Annotated in this window: 12 protein-coding genes; 9 read left to right on the forward strand and 3 right to left on the reverse strand. The window is 64.9% G+C overall.

Annotation, left to right across the window (positions count from 1 at the left end; translation table 11 throughout):
- Positions 1–11 precede the first annotated feature (11 nt).
- From KI794_RS02135 to KI794_RS02160, 6 genes are all read left to right on the forward strand, one after another.
- The gene (locus tag KI794_RS02135; protein WP_255808967.1) at positions 12–839 is read left to right on the forward strand and encodes a nitrilase-related carbon-nitrogen hydrolase; all 828 of its coding nucleotides are present in this window, start codon (positions 12–14) and stop codon (positions 837–839) included.
- A 61-nt stretch (positions 840–900) separates the two neighbouring features.
- Entirely contained in the window at positions 901–3,813 is a 2,913-nt protein-coding gene (locus KI794_RS02140) for a DNA polymerase III subunit gamma and tau (RefSeq protein ID WP_255808968.1), read from the forward strand.
- Positions 3,814–3,816: 3 nt separating this feature from the next.
- Complete coding sequence (gene recR / locus KI794_RS02145; RefSeq protein WP_119281611.1) at positions 3,817–4,425, forward strand: recombination mediator RecR; 609 nt, start codon at positions 3,817–3,819, stop codon at positions 4,423–4,425.
- 85 nt (positions 4,426–4,510) lie between these two features.
- Positions 4,511–5,788, forward strand: a complete 1,278-nt coding sequence (locus KI794_RS02150) for an aspartate kinase (protein ID WP_119281610.1) — start codon at positions 4,511–4,513, stop codon at positions 5,786–5,788.
- Between the two features lie 56 nt (positions 5,789–5,844).
- Complete coding sequence (locus KI794_RS02155) at positions 5,845–6,912, forward strand: aspartate-semialdehyde dehydrogenase (RefSeq protein ID WP_255808969.1); 1,068 nt, start codon at positions 5,845–5,847, stop codon at positions 6,910–6,912.
- 26 nt (positions 6,913–6,938) lie between these two features.
- Positions 6,939–8,159 (forward strand): LL-diaminopimelate aminotransferase, encoded by a 1,221-nt coding sequence (locus tag KI794_RS02160; RefSeq protein ID WP_255808970.1) that lies wholly within the window; start codon positions 6,939–6,941, stop codon positions 8,157–8,159.
- A gap of 263 nt (positions 8,160–8,422) precedes the next feature.
- On the opposite strand, the gene KI794_RS02165 is transcribed toward KI794_RS02160, so the two are convergent.
- Positions 8,423–9,355, reverse strand: coding sequence for a metallophosphoesterase (locus KI794_RS02165; protein WP_255808971.1), 933 nt, complete (start codon positions 9,353–9,355; stop codon positions 8,423–8,425).
- Between the two features lie 6 nt (positions 9,356–9,361).
- Positions 9,362–11,983, reverse strand: a complete 2,622-nt coding sequence (locus KI794_RS02170) for a transglycosylase domain-containing protein (protein WP_255808972.1) — start codon at positions 11,981–11,983, stop codon at positions 9,362–9,364.
- A gap of 91 nt (positions 11,984–12,074) precedes the next feature.
- On the opposite strand from KI794_RS02170, the gene KI794_RS02175 reads away from it, so the two are divergent.
- Both KI794_RS02175 and KI794_RS02180 read left to right on the forward strand, forming a co-directional pair.
- Positions 12,075–12,242 carry a DUF4177 domain-containing protein gene (locus tag KI794_RS02175; RefSeq protein WP_119281866.1) on the forward strand — a complete coding sequence of 56 codons (168 nt, stop codon included), beginning with the start codon at positions 12,075–12,077 and terminating at the stop codon, positions 12,240–12,242.
- Position 12,243: 1 nt separating this feature from the next.
- Positions 12,244–12,720 (forward strand): RidA family protein, encoded by a 477-nt coding sequence (locus tag KI794_RS02180; protein WP_119281605.1) that lies wholly within the window; start codon positions 12,244–12,246, stop codon positions 12,718–12,720.
- 81 nt (positions 12,721–12,801) lie between these two features.
- Here the strand turns inward: KI794_RS02180 and acs are convergent, their stop codons facing one another.
- A complete protein-coding gene (gene acs / locus KI794_RS02185) occupies positions 12,802–14,805 on the reverse strand; it encodes an acetate--CoA ligase (RefSeq protein WP_119281359.1) in 2,004 nt (667 codons plus the stop codon).
- A 155-nt stretch (positions 14,806–14,960) separates the two neighbouring features.
- On the opposite strand from acs, the gene KI794_RS02190 reads away from it, so the two are divergent.
- The gene (locus KI794_RS02190) at positions 14,961–15,959 is read left to right on the forward strand and encodes a CpaF family protein (protein ID WP_255808973.1); all 999 of its coding nucleotides are present in this window, start codon (positions 14,961–14,963) and stop codon (positions 15,957–15,959) included.
- Positions 15,960–16,012 lie beyond the last annotated feature (53 nt).

Below are 16,012 nucleotides of genomic sequence, written 5' to 3' on the forward strand. Positions count from 1 at the left end.
GGAGACTCACCGTGAAAATCGCAGCCATCCAGTTCACCCCGTCGGTCGAGCCGAGCGAGAACTTCCAGGCGATGCGAGCGCGCGCGGCTGAGGCGGCCGCCGATGGGGCCAGAGTGATCGTGTTCCCAGAGCAGGCGATGGTGCTTTTGCAGTCGGTGACAGTCGACGGGCTGACAGGTATCGCTGCGAAGTGGTGGGATGCGTTTGCGGCACTGACTGCAGAGCTTGCCGTCGAGCACAGCGCCGTCGTGGTCTCGGCGGGGTTTGAACCCTCGCCCGACGGTCTCCCGTTCAACACTGTGCTCGCCGTCGGGCCTGACGGATCAGAGCTCGCCCGCTACCGCAAGCTCCACCTCTACGAGGCGTTTGCGCAGAGCGAGTTCGCGCACACCCAACCTGGCGATGAGCTCCCGCCAGTATTCAACGTGGAGGCGGACGGTGAGAGCCTGAGCCTCGGCCTCGCGAATTGCTACGACCTCCGGTTCCCTGAGCTCTTCCGCTCGCTCGTGGATCGGGGAGCGGACACGCTCGTTGTCGTCGCGGCGTGGGCATCGGGGCCTGGGAAGGAAGACCACTGGTCGATCCTGACTCGCGCACGCGCGCTTGAAAGTGTGAGCTGGCTCGTCGCGAGCGCGGCCGTCGGCGGGGGGCCGCGCGACGCGGCGACGACGGGTCTCAGCAGGATCGTTGACCCGCTCGGTGCCGTCGTCGCCGGCCTCGGCCCGCGCGGCGAGGGGATCGCGATCGCCGACGTCGACCCGGCAGCGGTCGCTCGGGCGCGCGGCGTGCTCCCAGCTCTCGAGAACCGACGCATCGGGCTCACCTACGAACTCGGGTGAGTTATCCCCAGCCTGGGTAACGCCCACGCAAATGTCGGTGCCCGGCGGTAGCATTGGTGTCGTGGTAGCAGCACTGTATCGGCGGTATCGGCCAGAGTCATTCTCGGAAATGATTGGGCAGTCTCAAGTGACCGATCCGCTCATGACTGCGTTGCGCACAGGCAGGGTCGGGCACGCGTACCTGTTCAGCGGCCCACGCGGCTGCGGCAAGACCACAAGCGCCCGAATCCTTGCACGGTGCCTCAACTGTGTTGAGGGGCCAACCGACACTCCGTGCGGCACCTGCCCGAGCTGCGTCGAGCTGAGCCGCGCCGGTGGCGGCTCGCTTGACGTTGTCGAGATTGACGCTGCGAGCCACGGTGGTGTCGATGACGCCCGCGACCTGCGTGAGCGGGCAGTGTTCGCCCCCGCTCGCGACCGTTTCAAGATCTTCATTATTGATGAGGCGCACATGGTCACAGCTGGCGGCTTCAACGCCCTGCTGAAGATCGTGGAAGAACCGCCGCCTCACGTGAAGTTCATCTTCGCGACGACCGAGCCAGAGAAGGTCATCGGCACCATCCGCTCCCGCACCCACCACTACCCGTTCCGCCTGATCCCGCCTGCCGCTCTGATCGATTATGTGCAGCAGCTGTGCGACAGCGAGGGCGTCGTAGTCGAACCGGGCGTGCTTCCGCTCGTCGTGCGCTCGGGTGGTGGGTCGGCGCGTGACACGCTCTCAATCCTCGACCAGCTCATTGCCGGTTCAGAGGGCAACAGTGTCTCAGCCGAACGTGCTGCCGGGCTGCTTGGCTTTACCCACACGGAACTGCTCGACGACGTTGTCGTGGCGCTTGGGTCTGGCGATCCTGCAGCCGCATTCACCGCGACTGATCGGGTGATCCAGACGGGGCAAGATCCTCGGAGGTTCGTTGAGGACCTGCTCGAACGGCTCCGCGACCTCATCATCGTCAACGCGACGTCAATCGACGGCGCTGCCGCAGTACTCCGAGGGGTCCCGCAAGACCAGCTCGACCGCATGTTCGAGCAGGCACGTGCGTTTGGGGCCCGCGAGCTCTCCCGCACGGCCGACACCGTGAGCGAGGCGCTCGATCAAATGACAGGTGCGACGCCGCCGAGGCTGCACCTCGAACTCATGATCGCGCGCGCGCTCGTTGAGCTGTCTGGGAGTGCAGCGCACGACATGCAGGCCCTCGTGCCTGGGCTCGGCATGCAGCAGTCGCCTCAGGGGGCGACGGCGGCTGAGGCCCCCGGTGGGGTTCCGCACCAGAGCGCTGTTCCCGGTGCCCAGCCTCCCCGTGCAGGCGGCCCGATGCCTGTTCAGGACGCTGCGCCGCACCCGGTGTCGCAGGCTCCAGCCGGGCAGGGCGCCCCGACGCAGATGCCGCCCGCCCCAGACCACAACCCAGGAGCCCCGGCGCCCGCAGCGCCGAAGCCCGAACGCGTGGCAAACGCGGCGGAGACTGCCGCGTCGATTCGCGAGTTCCTCCGCAATGAGGACGCGGGGCCGGCCACACCGCCGGTGCAGAGCCAGCGCACGGATGGCGAGCGTGACACGCACCCGAACGAGGGCGCGGCCGGGTTTGGCCGCCCAATTTCAGACGTGTTGAGCGCAGCGCAGATTGCGTCGATCGGTACAGAGCCGACGACTCCCGCTCCGGCTGCTCCCGCTCCGGCTGCTCAGGCCCCGGCCGCCCCTGCAGGGCAGCCCGCTGCGCCCCAGCAGTCCGCTGGTGCGCAGCACCCCGCGAAACAGTCTGTGCCCGGCGGGCCGCAGCCGTCAGAGACGCCCGCCCCTGGAGCAACCCCCTCACCCGCAGCCGCCGCAGGGCCAGAGGGCACCGCCGCAGAACTGAGCGAGGAGCTCGCCGGGTTTGAAGACCTCCGCGAGATGTGGCCCGACCTGCTCGAGGAGCTACTCGAATCAAACCGGGAGGCCTGGAACGCGGTTCGCGCGATTGAGCCGCTCGGCCTCGAAGACGACCTACTGATCGTTGGGGTGGCGAGCCGTTCTGACCTCGACGCGTTCAAGGCAACGGGTGCAGGGCCGCTCCGCGAGACGATCCTCGAAGCGACAGGCATTCGCGTTCGCTACGCCCCCCGTCAGGTGACCGCCGCCCGTGAGTCGCAGGAGCAGTCACAGCCGTCGGTCGGCACCGCCGACTCAGAGGAGCCTCATCGAGGGTCTCCCAAAGCCTCCACACCACCGGTCGACGACCTGGCGGAACGGGCTGCAGCGCGACTCAGTTCACTCGGCCCGAAGCTCGCGGCGCCAGCATGGGCAGACCCCATTCCCGAGCCCGTCACACCCAGCGACCCCGCACCTGTCGGGCAGCCTGCCGCACACGAAACGCCGCAACAGCCGAGCCCGGATGCAGTGGGGGAGCCGCCGGCGTCCCAGTCGCCTGCACCCCAGCAGCCCGCGCCTCAGCAGCCTGCGCCTCAGGCGACAATGCAGGCTGAACATCCTCCTGCCGCAACAAGCAGCTCCGGGGCCGGAACGCGCGACGACGACGGGTACGACGACAACTCCCCGTATGGCGATGGACCGAGCTACAGCGACGACGAGTACGGCTACCCAGAGGGCGACCCATACGCGAGTGCAGCGTCAGCACCACGGCCCGAGCCCGCGCCACAGGCCCAGGCCGCTGCACCGGTCCCGCAGGCCCGGTCGGCAGTGCAGGAGGTGGCACCCGCTCCGGAGTACCCGGCAGCACAGCAGGCCGCGGCAACCCGGCCGGCCGAGTCCGCGAGCGCGGCGGTCCCTGCGACGCAGGCGAGCGCTGCGGCTCCGATGAGCCCCACCCCGATAGCTGCACCGCAGCCGGCAGAGTCATCGGCTGACGCCGGCGGGTCCGCGGCAGGAGGAGCAAAGGTAGCGCCGAAGTTCACCCGCTACGGCGAAGCAGTCGTGCGTGAGGTGCTTGGCGCCGTGTTCGTTGAGGAGCGACCGCTCCCAGAGCCCAGGAGGTAGTCGATGTACGACGGAATCGTGCAAGACCTGATCGACGAGTTTGGCAGGCTCCCTGGCATCGGGCCGAAGTCGGCCCAGCGCATTGCTTTTCACATCCTGCAGACGCAAAGCTTCGACGTGTCCAAGCTCGCCGAGCTGTTGACTGAGGTGCGCGAGCGCGTCCGCTTCTGCGAGGTCTGCGGCAACATTACTGAGCAGACTCGCTGCAGCATCTGCTCTGATGCGAGGCGCGACCACACCCTCATCTGCGTTGTCGAGGAGCCCAAAGACGTCGTCGCCATCGAGCGCACCCGTCAGTTCCGCGGCCTCTACCACGTACTTGGAGGGGCCATCAGCCCGATCGACGGCATCGGCCCTGACGATCTCAGCATCCCAGCGCTTATGCGCAGACTCGGGGAAGCGACGGGAGACGACAGGATCCGCGAGGTGATCATCGCGACCGACCCGAACCTCGAGGGTGAGGCAACGGCGGCCTACCTCTCCCGCCTGCTCACAAGTATCGACGTGCCTGTCTCGCGCCTCGCATCGGGGCTCCCTGTCGGCGGAGATCTCGAATTCGCTGACGAGGTGACGCTCGGCCGAGCCTTTGAGGGCCGTCGCGTCGTCGAGTAACGCGACGTAACGCCAGCGCCACGCGAAGCCGGGGAATACGCCTCGCGCTAGACTAGAAGCTGGCCCAGAACCAAGGAGGACCCTCGTGGCATTGATCGTGCAGAAATTCGGGGGGTCGTCTGTCGCGGACGCAGAGAGCATTAAGCGCGTCGCGAAGCGCATCGTCGAGACTCGTCGCACGGGCAACGAGGTCGTTGTCGTCGTGAGCGCGATGGGTGACACCACCGACGAGCTTCTCGATCTTGCCGCTGACTGCACGCCGATCCCTGCACCCCGCGAGCTTGACATGTTGCTCACCTCGGGTGAGCGCATCTCAATGGCGTTGCTGGCGATGACGATCAAGGGAATGGGTGTTGAAGCCCTGTCGTTCACCGGCAGCCAGGCCGGCATGATCACGACGCCCGACCACGGTTCGGCGAAGATCGTCGACGTCACCCCGGGCCGCGTGCGCGAGGCGCTTGACGAGGGCGCCGTCGCAATTGTTGCAGGCTTCCAGGGCTTCAGCCGTGACTCGCGAGACATCACGACGCTTGGACGCGGCGGCTCAGACACGACCGCTGTCGCGCTCGCGGCCGCACTCAACGCAGATCGGTGTGAGATCTACACTGACGTCGACGGCGTCTTCACGACCGACCCTCGCGTCGCCCCGCTCGCTCGGAAGATCGACGCGATCTCGTCCGAAGAAATGCTTGAGCTTGCCGCGTCGGGCGCGAAGGTGCTGCACCTTCGCGCCGTCGAATACGCGCGCCGCCACGGAGTCGAGCTGCATGTGCGCTCATCGTTCTCCGGCGAACCAGGAACTGTTGTGTACACGCCCAAAACTGGGCACCCGAAGGGAGATCTTGTGGAAGACTCGGTCATCACTGGCGTCGCAGCCGAGGCAAGCGAAGCGAAGATTACTGTCGGCGGAGTACCAGACATTCCAGGGAAGGCCGCGCAGATCTTCGAGGTCGTCGCGAAGACCGACGCCAACATCGACATCATCGTGCAGAATATCTCCGCCGCAGACACGAACCGCACCGACATTTCGTTCACGGTTCCGATGGGCGAGGGCCGCAAGGTGACTGAGGCGCTCGAGGCTGCGCGCGACGATCTCGGATTCGAGACCCTGCTGTATGACGACCAGATCGCGAAGATCGCAGTCGTCGGTGCGGGAATGCGCACGAGCTCGGGAGTCTCAGCGCAGCTCTTCCGGGCTCTGTATGAGGCAGGCATCAACATCGAGATGATCTCGACATCAGAGATCCGAATCTCGGTCGTGACCCGCGCCGACCTCATGGAAAAGGCTGTGCGCGTGCTCCACACTGCGTTCGGCCTCGATGCTGAAGAGACAGCAACGGTCTACGCAGGCACTGGCCGGTAGCGCTGCCGCGGCTAGCAAACACACATACTTGAAGCACTCAGACAGGATCCATTCACATGACTGAACAGCAGGGTTTTGCCGTCGCCATCGTTGGCGCCACGGGGCAGGTCGGCGCTGTGATTCGTACGCTCCTTCAGGAGCGTGACTTCCCCGTCGCCTCACTGCGCCTCTTCTCGAGCGCGCGATCAGCTGGGAGCACGTTAAGCTTCCGGGGCGCCGACATCACTGTTGAAGATGTAGCGACAGCCGACAAGGCCGGGCTCGACATCGTGCTCTTCTCGGCAGGCGGCGCCGCTTCCAAGGAATACGCACCGCAGTTCGCCGAGGCCGGCGCGATCGTCATCGACAACTCGAGTGCCTGGCGCATGGATCCTGCGATCCCGCTCGTCGTGAGTGAGGTCAACCCAGCCGACCTTGACGCGACAGTCGCGGCTCGCAAGGGAATCGTTGCGAACCCGAACTGCACCACGATGGCCGCGATGCCAGTGATGAAGGTGCTCGACGCCGAGGCAGGCCTCGAGCGGATGAAGGTGACGACGTTCCAGGCAGTGTCGGGCTCGGGCCTCGCCGGTGTTGCAGAACTCGCGGGTCAGGTCACGGCTGCGGTGGAGACCGGCAACATCGAAGGACTCGTGCACGACGGCAAGGCTGTCGACTTCGTCGAACCGGCCGTCTATACGAAGACGATTGCGTTCGATGTGATCCCGCTCGCTGGCTCGATCGTTGAAGACGGCGAGGGCGAGACCGACGAAGAGAAGAAGCTGCGCAACGAGAGCCGGAAGATTCTCGGTCTGCCAGATCTGCTCGTCGCGGGGACCTGCGTGCGTGTTCCCGTGTTCACCGGACACTCACTGGCGATCCACGCAGAGTTCGCGAACCCCATCACCCCTGAGCGGGCCCGCGAAGTTCTCAGCTCAGCCCCCGGCGTCGCGCTCAGCGACGTCCCCACACCGCTCGAAGCGGCAGGAAACGACCCCAGCTACGTTGGTCGAATCCGCGCCGACCAGTCCGCCCCCGAGGGCCGCGGGCTCGTTTTCTTCGTCTCCAACGACAACCTGCGCAAGGGCGCTGCACTCAACACTGTGCAGCTCGCCGAGGTCGTCGCAGCCAAGCTCACCGACTAACACACGGAACGGACAGGATCTCCCCGATGATCATCAACACACACTTCGGGGAGATTCCCCAGTCGTACCTTTTCAGCGAGGTCGCCGAGCGCGTGCGGCGCTTCGAACAGCAGCACCCTGACGCGCGGGTCTTGCGGCTCGGTATCGGCGACGTGACCAGGCCGCTCGCGCCCGCGGTCATCGCGGCGCTGCACGCGGCCGTCGATGAGCAGGCAACCGCCGAAGGGTTCCAAGGATATGGCCCAGAGGCAGGCTACGAGTTTCTCCGGGAAGCGATCGCGGAGGGGGAGTACGCGGCAATCGGTGTAGACGTCGCTGCCGACGAGATCTTCATTGGAGACGGCTCGAAGTCTGACTCCGCGAACATCCAAGAACTCTTCTCTGAGGCCGCACGCGTCGCAGTGACCGACCCCGTGTACCCGGTGTACGTCGATTCGAACGCGATGGCGGGCAGGCTTGGCTCGTTCAACGGCGAACGCTGGACGGGTCTCACCTACCTGCCGTGTGACGACACGAACGAGTACCGGCCGCCGCTCCCGTCCGAACCCGTTGAACTCATCTACCTGTGCTCGCCCGGAAACCCGACAGGCACGACGATGAGCCGAGGTGAGCTCGAGGAGTGGGTGCAGTACGCGCGGCGAACTGGCGCGGTGATTCTTTTTGACGTGGCCTATCGCGCGTTCATCACTGGCGACGACGTCCCACGGTCGATCTACGAGATCGAGGGCGCAGACGAGGTCGCAATCGAGCTGGGCTCGTTCTCAAAGACCGCTGGCTTCACAGGCCTGAGGTGCTCGTGGACAGTGGTGCCGAAGAAGCTCCTGCGAGACGGCGCCTCACTGAACGCGATGTGGCTGCGCAGGCAGTCGACGAAGTTCAACGGCACCCCGTACATCGTGCAGCGGGCCGCCGAGGCCGTCTACAGCGCAGAGGGGCGTGAACAGGTTCAGGCAGACGTCGACTACTACCTGCAGAACGCGCGCCTCATCCGCGCGACACTCGAGAACGCCGGCGTGAGCGCGGTCGGTGGCGAGCACTCGCCCTACGTCTGGTTCAGGTGCCCTGGGGGAATGGACTCGTGGGCGTTCTTCGATGCACTGCTCGAGCGGGCGCAGATCGTGGGTACTCCGGGGGTCGGATTCGGCCCGACGGGTGCGGGCCACTTCAGGCTGAGCGCATTCAACACGGCAGAGGCCACCCGGGAGGCCGCTGAGCGGCTCTCAAAGCTGCTTCCGACGCTCGTATAGGGGCGGGCCCCGCTGGGCTCTCCTTTGGGGGCTCTGGGGCTTGCTTGGGGCTTTCTGAGGATCCCCTGGGGCTTCCCGTGGGGATCCTTTGGGGGTGCCTAGGACCTCCTACGCCAGGTCCAACACGCTAGAACTGTGATCTGCAGTTCGAATGTCCTCCGCCTCGCGGAGCAGGCGCATCTTCTGCAGATCACAGTTCGTGTGTCTGAGGGCAGCGCTCTCGGCCGGGCGGCAGCCAGCACCTGCAGCCCTCGGCACGGAGATCAGGCCGTGGGCGACGTTAGCGTGATGAGACTTGCCTCGGGCCGGCAGGCGAATCGGACTGGCGCATAGATCGAGTTCCCGAGGCCCGCACTCACGTTGAGGTATGCGGCGCGGTGCGCGTCGTACCAAACGCTCAAACCGCGAGCCTGGTTCGTCGGGAGGTCGCTGTTCGAGGTGAGCGCGCCCACGCCAGGCACGCGAACCTGTCCGCCGTGCGTGTGACCCGCGAGTATCAGGTCGGCTCCCTCGTCGAGCAGCTCGCCGAGCGCCGATTGGTAGGGGGCGTGAACGACGCCGATCCGTGGAGCTGAGGGGTCGGGATCGGTGATCTCTGCTGATGCGATCGCCGCGCGCATCGCGTCGCCGTCGTCGAGTTTGATGTGTGGATCGTTGAGGCCGAAGAAGTGAAGTTTCGTGCCACGCACTTCGAGCGAGGTCGCCGAGTTGTTCAGGTCGGTGAACCCGAGGGCAGTCATCCCCGCGGTGAGCTGAGCGTTGTCAATGTCCTGCTCGCGTGTAGCAAGCCTGCTCGGTTCGCGAAGATACTTCAGTGGATTTTTGAGCCTCGGCCCGTAGTAGTCGTTCGAACCGTGCACGAAGAGCGTCGGGATTCCGGTGAACGCTTCGAGCGTATGTAGCAGCGACGGCCGCGCGCCAACGTGCCCCATGAGGTCTCCAGTGAGCACGACGAGGTCGGGCTTCAGCTCGGCGAGGGAGCGCACCCAGTTCATCTTGTTCGTCTGCCAGGGCGCGAGGTGGAGGTCTGACAGCTGCAGCACTCGAATCGGTGCCGCGCCCTCGGGCAAGATCGGAATGTCGTGCCTGCGGATCGTGAAGAGCCGGCGCTCGACAACGGTTGACCAGAGCAGCACTCCCGCTGCGGTCCATCCAAGGACCGCAGCGGGAGAGCAACAGCGTGAGCTACGTGCCATCTGAGGTTACGAGCACTTCACGCTGAGCGTCACGCGGGAGTTCAGTGCGACTTCCTCGCCAGCTGCAGGGGAGACCGACTCAACCTTGTCCTTGCCCCCATCGACCTTGCCGCCACCCGTGCAGCTCGTGGTCACCGAGGTGAAGCCCGCAGACTTGAGCGCGCTCTCAGCTTCCTTCGCTGTCATGCCGCCGAGGCCACCCGGAACCTTCGCGGCGTTGCCGCGCGAACGGTAGAGGGTGATCTCGGTACCGAGGCCAGTTGCTGCGCCTGCGCCGGGATCGGTCCGGGCGATCATGCCCTTCGGAACTGACGAGTCGACCTCGCCGCCATCGCGGTACGAGAAGCGGGCGTTCTCAAGAATGCCTGCGGCCTCGTCGAACGACTTGCCTGTCACGTCGGGTACGTTGACCATGGTCTGGCGCAGTGCCGTCGCTGCCGGGTCGCCGAAGCCTTCGCCGCCGAACTTCTCGTCAGCGACGTACATTACTGCAGGCCAGATGCGGCTGTCAGCCGCGGTGAGACCCTGGTATCCGCCGAAGTTGCGGGTATCGACGCGCGAGCAGTCGGGCTGCCCGAGGCACTGCGGGTTCGGGCCGACGTTGCCGACCCAGGTGGCAGTCGAAACCTTGCTCGAGGCGCCGACGGTCCAGTTGTCGATGTACTCATCTGTGGTGCCCGTCTTCGCGAGGTGCGGGATGCCGAACTGCGAGCGCGCGTGGCCAGCGATGCCGTTGTTGATCGTGTACTCGAGGGCGTACGCGACGCCGGCTGCGACCTCGGGGGAGAGCGCCTCAGAGCACTCGCTCTTCTTGAACGGCACTGCCTCGCCGGTTGGCCCCGTGATCGAGTCGATGGCGACCGGGGTGCACACCTTGCCCTTGCCTGCGAAGGCCCCGAAGGCGGTCGACATGGTGAGCGGCGACATCTCGTCGGTGCCGCCGAACGTGTTCGACGGGTTCATCGTGAGCTCAAGAGTGCCATTGTTCGGGAAATCGGGGTGCGTTGCGGGAGACGCGCGGTGGAGGCCGAGCTTCTTCGCGAGCGCGAACGTGTCGCAGAGGTCCATCTGCTGCTGCATCGAGACGAAGCCACCGTTAAGTGACTGGGCGACCGCGGTCAGTACCGACTGGTTGCCGCGCACTCCGAGGTTGTCGTTCTTGAACTCCCACGAGCCGTAGTCATAAACGCCACCGTCCATGCAGCTCGCACCGAAGCTCTGCAGCTGCACGGTACGGCCGTTCACGTTCACCACGTCGCGCACCGAATGGCCCGAGCGAATCCACTCTGCGAGCGTGATCGCTTTGAACGTCGATCCGACCTGGAAGCCCGAGGAGCCACCGTCGCTCTGGTCCGTGCTGTAGTTGATGGCCGTGTAGCCCTGGCTCATCAGCGCTTCATCGTTACTGTAGGGCCGGTTTTGCGCCATCGCGAGCACGCGGCCTGTGCCGACCTCGGTGCTGACCGTTGCGCCACCGACGTCGATGCCCTCCATCGTCTTCGGCACCTCGGCGCGAACCGCGTCGGTCGCTGCCTTCTGCAGGTCGAGATCGATCGTCGTGTAGATGTCGTAGCCACCGCGGCGCATGTTGAAGTCGCGCGTCTCGGCATCGGGGCCGAAGCTTTCGTCCTTCTTCATCTGGTTCTGCACGAAGTCGCAGAAGTGGCCGAGGCCGTACGTCGACTCGGCAGCGGCGCAACCCTGCACGCGCGGGGTGATCTTCGGCTCGACGGGAGTAGCGATCGCCTCGTCACGCTGCGCCTCGGTGATCTTGCCGTGCTTGTACATCTGATTCAGGATCAGGTCGCGGCGGGTCTTGTTCGCCTCGACGTTCTCCTCGATATCGAGCTGGTACGCGGTCGGCTGGTTCACGATAGCGATGAGGCTCGCGGCCTGCGGCAGCGTGAGGTCTTTTGCCGTGGTGTTGTAGTAGTAGTGCGCGGCCGACTCGATGCCGTACACCTGGCGACCGAACAGCGCGATGTTCATGTAGCCGGTGAGAATCTCGTCCTTCGTGAACTTCTTCTCGACGCCGATCGCGAGCTTCATCTCCTTGAGCTTGCGATCCATCGTCTGCTGCATGGCCTCTTCGTAGGCCTTCTTCTGCTCCTCGGGGTCGGGCACCGCCGTCGACTCCTGCACGAGCACGTTGCGCACGTACTGCATGGTGATCGTCGAAGCACCGGACATGTTGCCGCCAGCGGCGTTCTGCAGCACGGCACGCGACGCCGCAAGCGCGTCGACGCCGCCGTGGGTGTAGAAGCGTGGATCCTCAATGGCGACGAGGGCGTCCTTGGCGTATGGAGAAATATCGTCCCAGCCGACCGGGATGCGATCCTGCTCGTAGAACTCGGCGATCTTGACGTTCTTGTCGCCCTGCTTCGCATACAGGGTGCTCGGCTCGGCGAGCTGTCCTGGCTTGAGGTTGCTGGGAAGGTTCTCGAAAATGCTCACTGCGGACGTCGCGGCAGCACCCGAGAGGGCGACTACCGGGGTGACTGCAGCGGTGACAAGAATGCCTGCAATAGCGCTCATTGCTACTGCGCCGAGGATTCCGCCGACGACGCCACCAACCGAACGAGGTTTGGCTGTGGGCACGCGCGAAGACTTTGGGGCCTTTGGGGTCATAGACTCAAGGGTAGGCGAAAAAGCTGGTAATCAGCGCCGCTCGCGCCCAATCCAGGCGTTTTCACCCGCTAATTCCAAGGAGGAGTTTCACGTGAGTGATGCCCCAGAAGCACCGAAATGGGAGTACTTCGTGACTCCGCTATTGCTGCACAACGAAGCCCAGATCCTCAATAACTGGGGGGCACAGGGCTGGGAACTCGTGCAGATCATCGAGGGCCCTGCAGGTGGGAACGTCGCATATCTCAAGAGGAAGGCCTGATATGTCATCAGTTATCGAAGAGCGCATCAACGAGCTCGGATTTGAAATTCCTGAAATCGTCCCGGCGGTCGCGGCGTACGTCCCCGCCGTCCGCGACGGCGACTACGTGTACACGTCGGGCCAGCTTCCCATTGCGAACGGCTCGCTCGTCGCGACAGGCAAGGTCGGCGAAGGTGAGGGGCTCGTGAGCCCTGAGCAGGCTCAGGAGCTCGCGCAGCTGTGCGCGCTGAACGCTCTCGCTGCGGTCCGCGGTGTGCTCGGCTCGCTCGACAAGGTCGAGCAGGTCGTGAAGGTAACGGCGTTCGTCGCGTCAGAACCGAACTTCACCGGCCAGCCGATCGTCGCAAACGGCGCATCGGTGTTCCTCGGCAAGGTGTTTGCTGACCAGGGCATCCACGCACGCTCGGCGGTTGGCGTCGCAGTACTGCCGCTTGATGCACCCGTCGAGGTGGAGTTCATCTTCCGCGTTCGCGACTAAGCGCCTTCGCGGCGTCTCGCGATATGCGACGGGGGCGGCGGATCCGATTTGGATCCGCCGCCCCCGTTTCGTCGTGGTGCGTTACTTCGCGCCGCGCTCTGCAACCACGCGGTCAGAGATGAGCTGCATCACCATCGTGTCTGCAAGCGTGGTGGTGTCGCCGATCTTCCGTCCCTCGGCCGCGTCTTTGAGTAGCCGGCGCATGATCTTGCCCGAGCGAGTCTTCGGCAGCTCGTTCACGACATAGACGTTCCGCGGGCGAGCGATCGCGCCGATGTGCGACGCGACATGCGAGCGGAGCTCTTGCTCAGCTTCTGCCTCGGTGATGAGATGCTGCTGCGACTTCAAGATCACGAATGCGACAACCGCCTGGCCAGTCGTCTCGTCATCGGCACCGACGACTGCCGCCTCGGCGACCGCGTGATGGCCAACGAGTGCCGACTCGATTTCTGTCGTGGACAGTCGGTGGCCAGAGACGTTCATGACGTCGTCGACGCGTCCGAGGAACCAGATGTCCCCATCCTCATCTAGGCGTGCGCCGTCGCCAGCGAAGTACTTATCGCCGAACTTGTCCCAGTAGGTGTCGATGAATCGCTGCGGATCGCCCCAGACGTTTCGCACCATCGACGGCCATGGCCGCTCGACGACGAGCAGGCCGCCCTGGCCATTCTCCACGGGGTTGCCCTCGTCGTCGACGACGGCGATCGAGATGCCTGGCTGAGCGATCTGCGAGCTGCCGGGCTTGAGCGAGGTGAGTCCGGGAAGCGGCGCGACCATCATGGCGCCGGTCTCTGTCTGCCACCACGTGTCGACGATTGGCGTCTTGCCGGCGCCGATCACGTCGCGGTACCAGCGCCACGCCTCGGGGTTGATTGGCTCGCCGACGCTGCCAAGCAGCCGGAGGCTTGAAAGGTCATACTGCTCGGGTACTTGGCGTCCGACCTTCATGCACGAGCGAATTGCGGTGGGCGCCGTGTAGAAGATTGACACCTTGTACTTCTCGATGATCCGCCACCAGCGGCCCCAGTCTGGGGTGTCGGGCGTGCCTTCGTACATCACCTGCGTTGCGCCATTGGAGAGCGGGCCGTACACGATGTAGGAGTGGCCTGTGACCCAGCCAACGTCTGCAGTGCACCAGAAGACGTCGCTCTCTGGCTTGATATCGAAGACGTCGCTGAAAGTTGTGGTCGCCTGAGTGAGGTAGCCGCCGGTGGTGTGCAAGATGCCCTTCGGCTTGCCCGTCGTGCCGGAGGTGTAGAGGATGAAGAGCGGGTTCTCGGCGGGGAAACCCTGCGCCGTGTGGTCGCCGTCGTACGCGGTAATCTCTTCGTGCCACCAGAGGTCTCGGCCGTCGACCATATTGACCTCGTTGCCGCCCCGGTTCACTACGAGCACGTGCTTCACGGTGGTCGGCTTGCCGTCTGCATCGTCGAGCTCGAGTGCCTGATCAACGACGGGCTTGAGCGGTGACACTCGTCCCTTTCGGTACCCACCGTCAGCGGTAATAACTACCTCTGCCTCCACGTCATCAATGCGCGCCCGGAGGCTCTCGGCGCTGAACCCGCCGAAGACGACCGAGTGGGCCGCACCGAGCCGAACCACTGCCAGCATTGCGATGACTGTCTCTGGAATCATCGGCATGTAGATCGCGACGCGGTCGCCTGCGGTGACCCCGAGGCTCGCGAGCATATTGGCTGCGCGCTTGACCTCGTGGGTGAGCTCGGCGTAGGTGAGCGTGCGGGTGTCGCCTGGTTCGCCCTCAAAGTGGATCGCGACGCGGTCACCGAGGCCGTTCGCTACGTGCCTGTCGAGGCAGTTCTCTGCAACGTTGAGCTCGCCGTCTGCGAACCACCGGGCGAACGGTGGGTTTGTCCAGTCGAGAACCTCGGTGAACGGCTTCTTCCAGGCGAGCCGATTCTGCGCCTGCTCAGCCCAGTATGCTTCTGGATCGGCTGCGGCGCGAAGGTAGATCTCTGAAGAGTTCTGGTTTGCTTGCTCGCGGAATTCCGGCGAAGGCGGGTAGCTCTCACCGGCGTCGTGGGCGAGGGCAGAAAGACTTTCAATAGTGCCGTGATCGTCGCTCATGGCTACCCTTTCAATCAGGAAACATCATTGTCTCGCTCAATGGTAGACCCGGCGGCTTCGTCCCCAGGCCCCCCGAAAGAGGGGAGCGGCATCGGCTCTCCACAGTTCGGCTCGGCGTCTTGCGTGACGAGATTTCATCGGGTTCGCTGTGACGCATGAACCCGGGAGCGTCTCGCAGTGACTCACCCCGGTCGGCCGCGCTCGGAATTGACGCCCGGCGATCGTTTGGGGGCTTGATCTCGCTTATCGACGATCCTGACGTGCGCGACATTATGTTGCACGCAGTCGCGGGAAAGGGTGAGTTATGGGTGGACAGGGGACGGGGTGCGGAGATTGTGGAAGGCTGGGAATCCCCAGCTGCCGAGCTCCGAAAGCTCGCGGTGGCGCTCATCGCCGCTGGCGGTAGGCACCTTGACGAGCTCAACCCCATCGCGGATGTGCACCTTGGGGACGCGATACGTGTGCACGCGGTGCTTGCTCCCGTGGCGGTGGCGGGCACAGCAATCTCGATTCGATTGCCCGCGCAACATGCGCAAAGCCTCGATGACCTCGTTGCGTCAGGGAGCTGTTCACGAAGGGTCGCGCGGCTGCTGACAGAAAGCGTTGTCGGCCGACGAAACCTCCTTGTCACTGGCGGGGCAGGGAGCGGAAAGACCACCTTGTTGTCATCCTTGCTTTCGCTTGTCCCAGGGCATGAGAGGCTCCTGACGATTGAAGATGTGGCGGAGCTCCGGCCGGACCACCGGCACCACATTGCATTGGAGTCGCGCCAGCCGAACATTGAGGGCGCCGGCGAGGTGAGCCTTGACCGACTACTGCGGGAGGCGCTCAGAATGCGCCCCGACCGGATCGTGCTCGGAGAATGTCGGGGCGCTGAGATTGCGACATTGCTCGCGGCACTCAATACCGGGCATGAGGGTGGCGCAGGGACACTTCACGCGAACGGAATCGAGGATGTGCCGGCGAGGCTTGAAGCGCTTGGAACGCTTGCCGGGCTGAGCCCCGAGATGCTCGCCCGCCAAGCGACTGTGCTTGATCTCGTCGTGCACGTGAGTCGCGAGGGCGGTGTGCATCGTGTCTCCCAGCTCGGCAGGTTGCGGGTTGGAAGTAGGGGCACGTTGGAGGTGGCAACCCGTGCGGCCGAGGCGTACTAGGCTCGGCGCGCAGGGCGGGGACAGTCGCCTCGCGAGCCGGATCCGAGGCCGTG

The sequence above is a fragment of the Leucobacter aridicollis genome (genome assembly GCF_024399335.1).
Lineage (GTDB): Bacteria > Actinomycetota > Actinomycetes > Actinomycetales > Microbacteriaceae > Leucobacter > Leucobacter aridicollis_A.

Bases quoted from the DNA above. Each gene is read 5' to 3' on its own strand.
- recR (WP_119281611.1), top strand. From the start codon at position 3,817: ATGTACGACGGAATCGTGCAAGACCTGATCGACGAGTTTGGCAGGCTC.
- KI794_RS02155 (WP_255808969.1), top strand. From the start codon at position 5,845: ATGACTGAACAGCAGGGTTTTGCCGTCGCCATCGTTGGCGCCACGGGG.
- KI794_RS02160 (WP_255808970.1), top strand. From the start codon at position 6,939: ATGATCATCAACACACACTTCGGGGAGATTCCCCAGTCGTACCTTTTC.
- KI794_RS02165 (WP_255808971.1), bottom strand. From the start codon at position 9,355: ATGGCACGTAGCTCACGCTGTTGCTCTCCCGCTGCGGTCCTTGGATGG.
- KI794_RS02170 (WP_255808972.1), bottom strand. From the start codon at position 11,983: ATGACCCCAAAGGCCCCAAAGTCTTCGCGCGTGCCCACAGCCAAACCT.
- KI794_RS02180 (WP_119281605.1), top strand. From the start codon at position 12,244: ATGTCATCAGTTATCGAAGAGCGCATCAACGAGCTCGGATTTGAAATT.
- acs (WP_119281359.1), bottom strand. From the start codon at position 14,805: ATGAGCGACGATCACGGCACTATTGAAAGTCTTTCTGCCCTCGCCCAC.
- KI794_RS02190 (WP_255808973.1), top strand. From the start codon at position 14,961: ATGAACCCGGGAGCGTCTCGCAGTGACTCACCCCGGTCGGCCGCGCTC.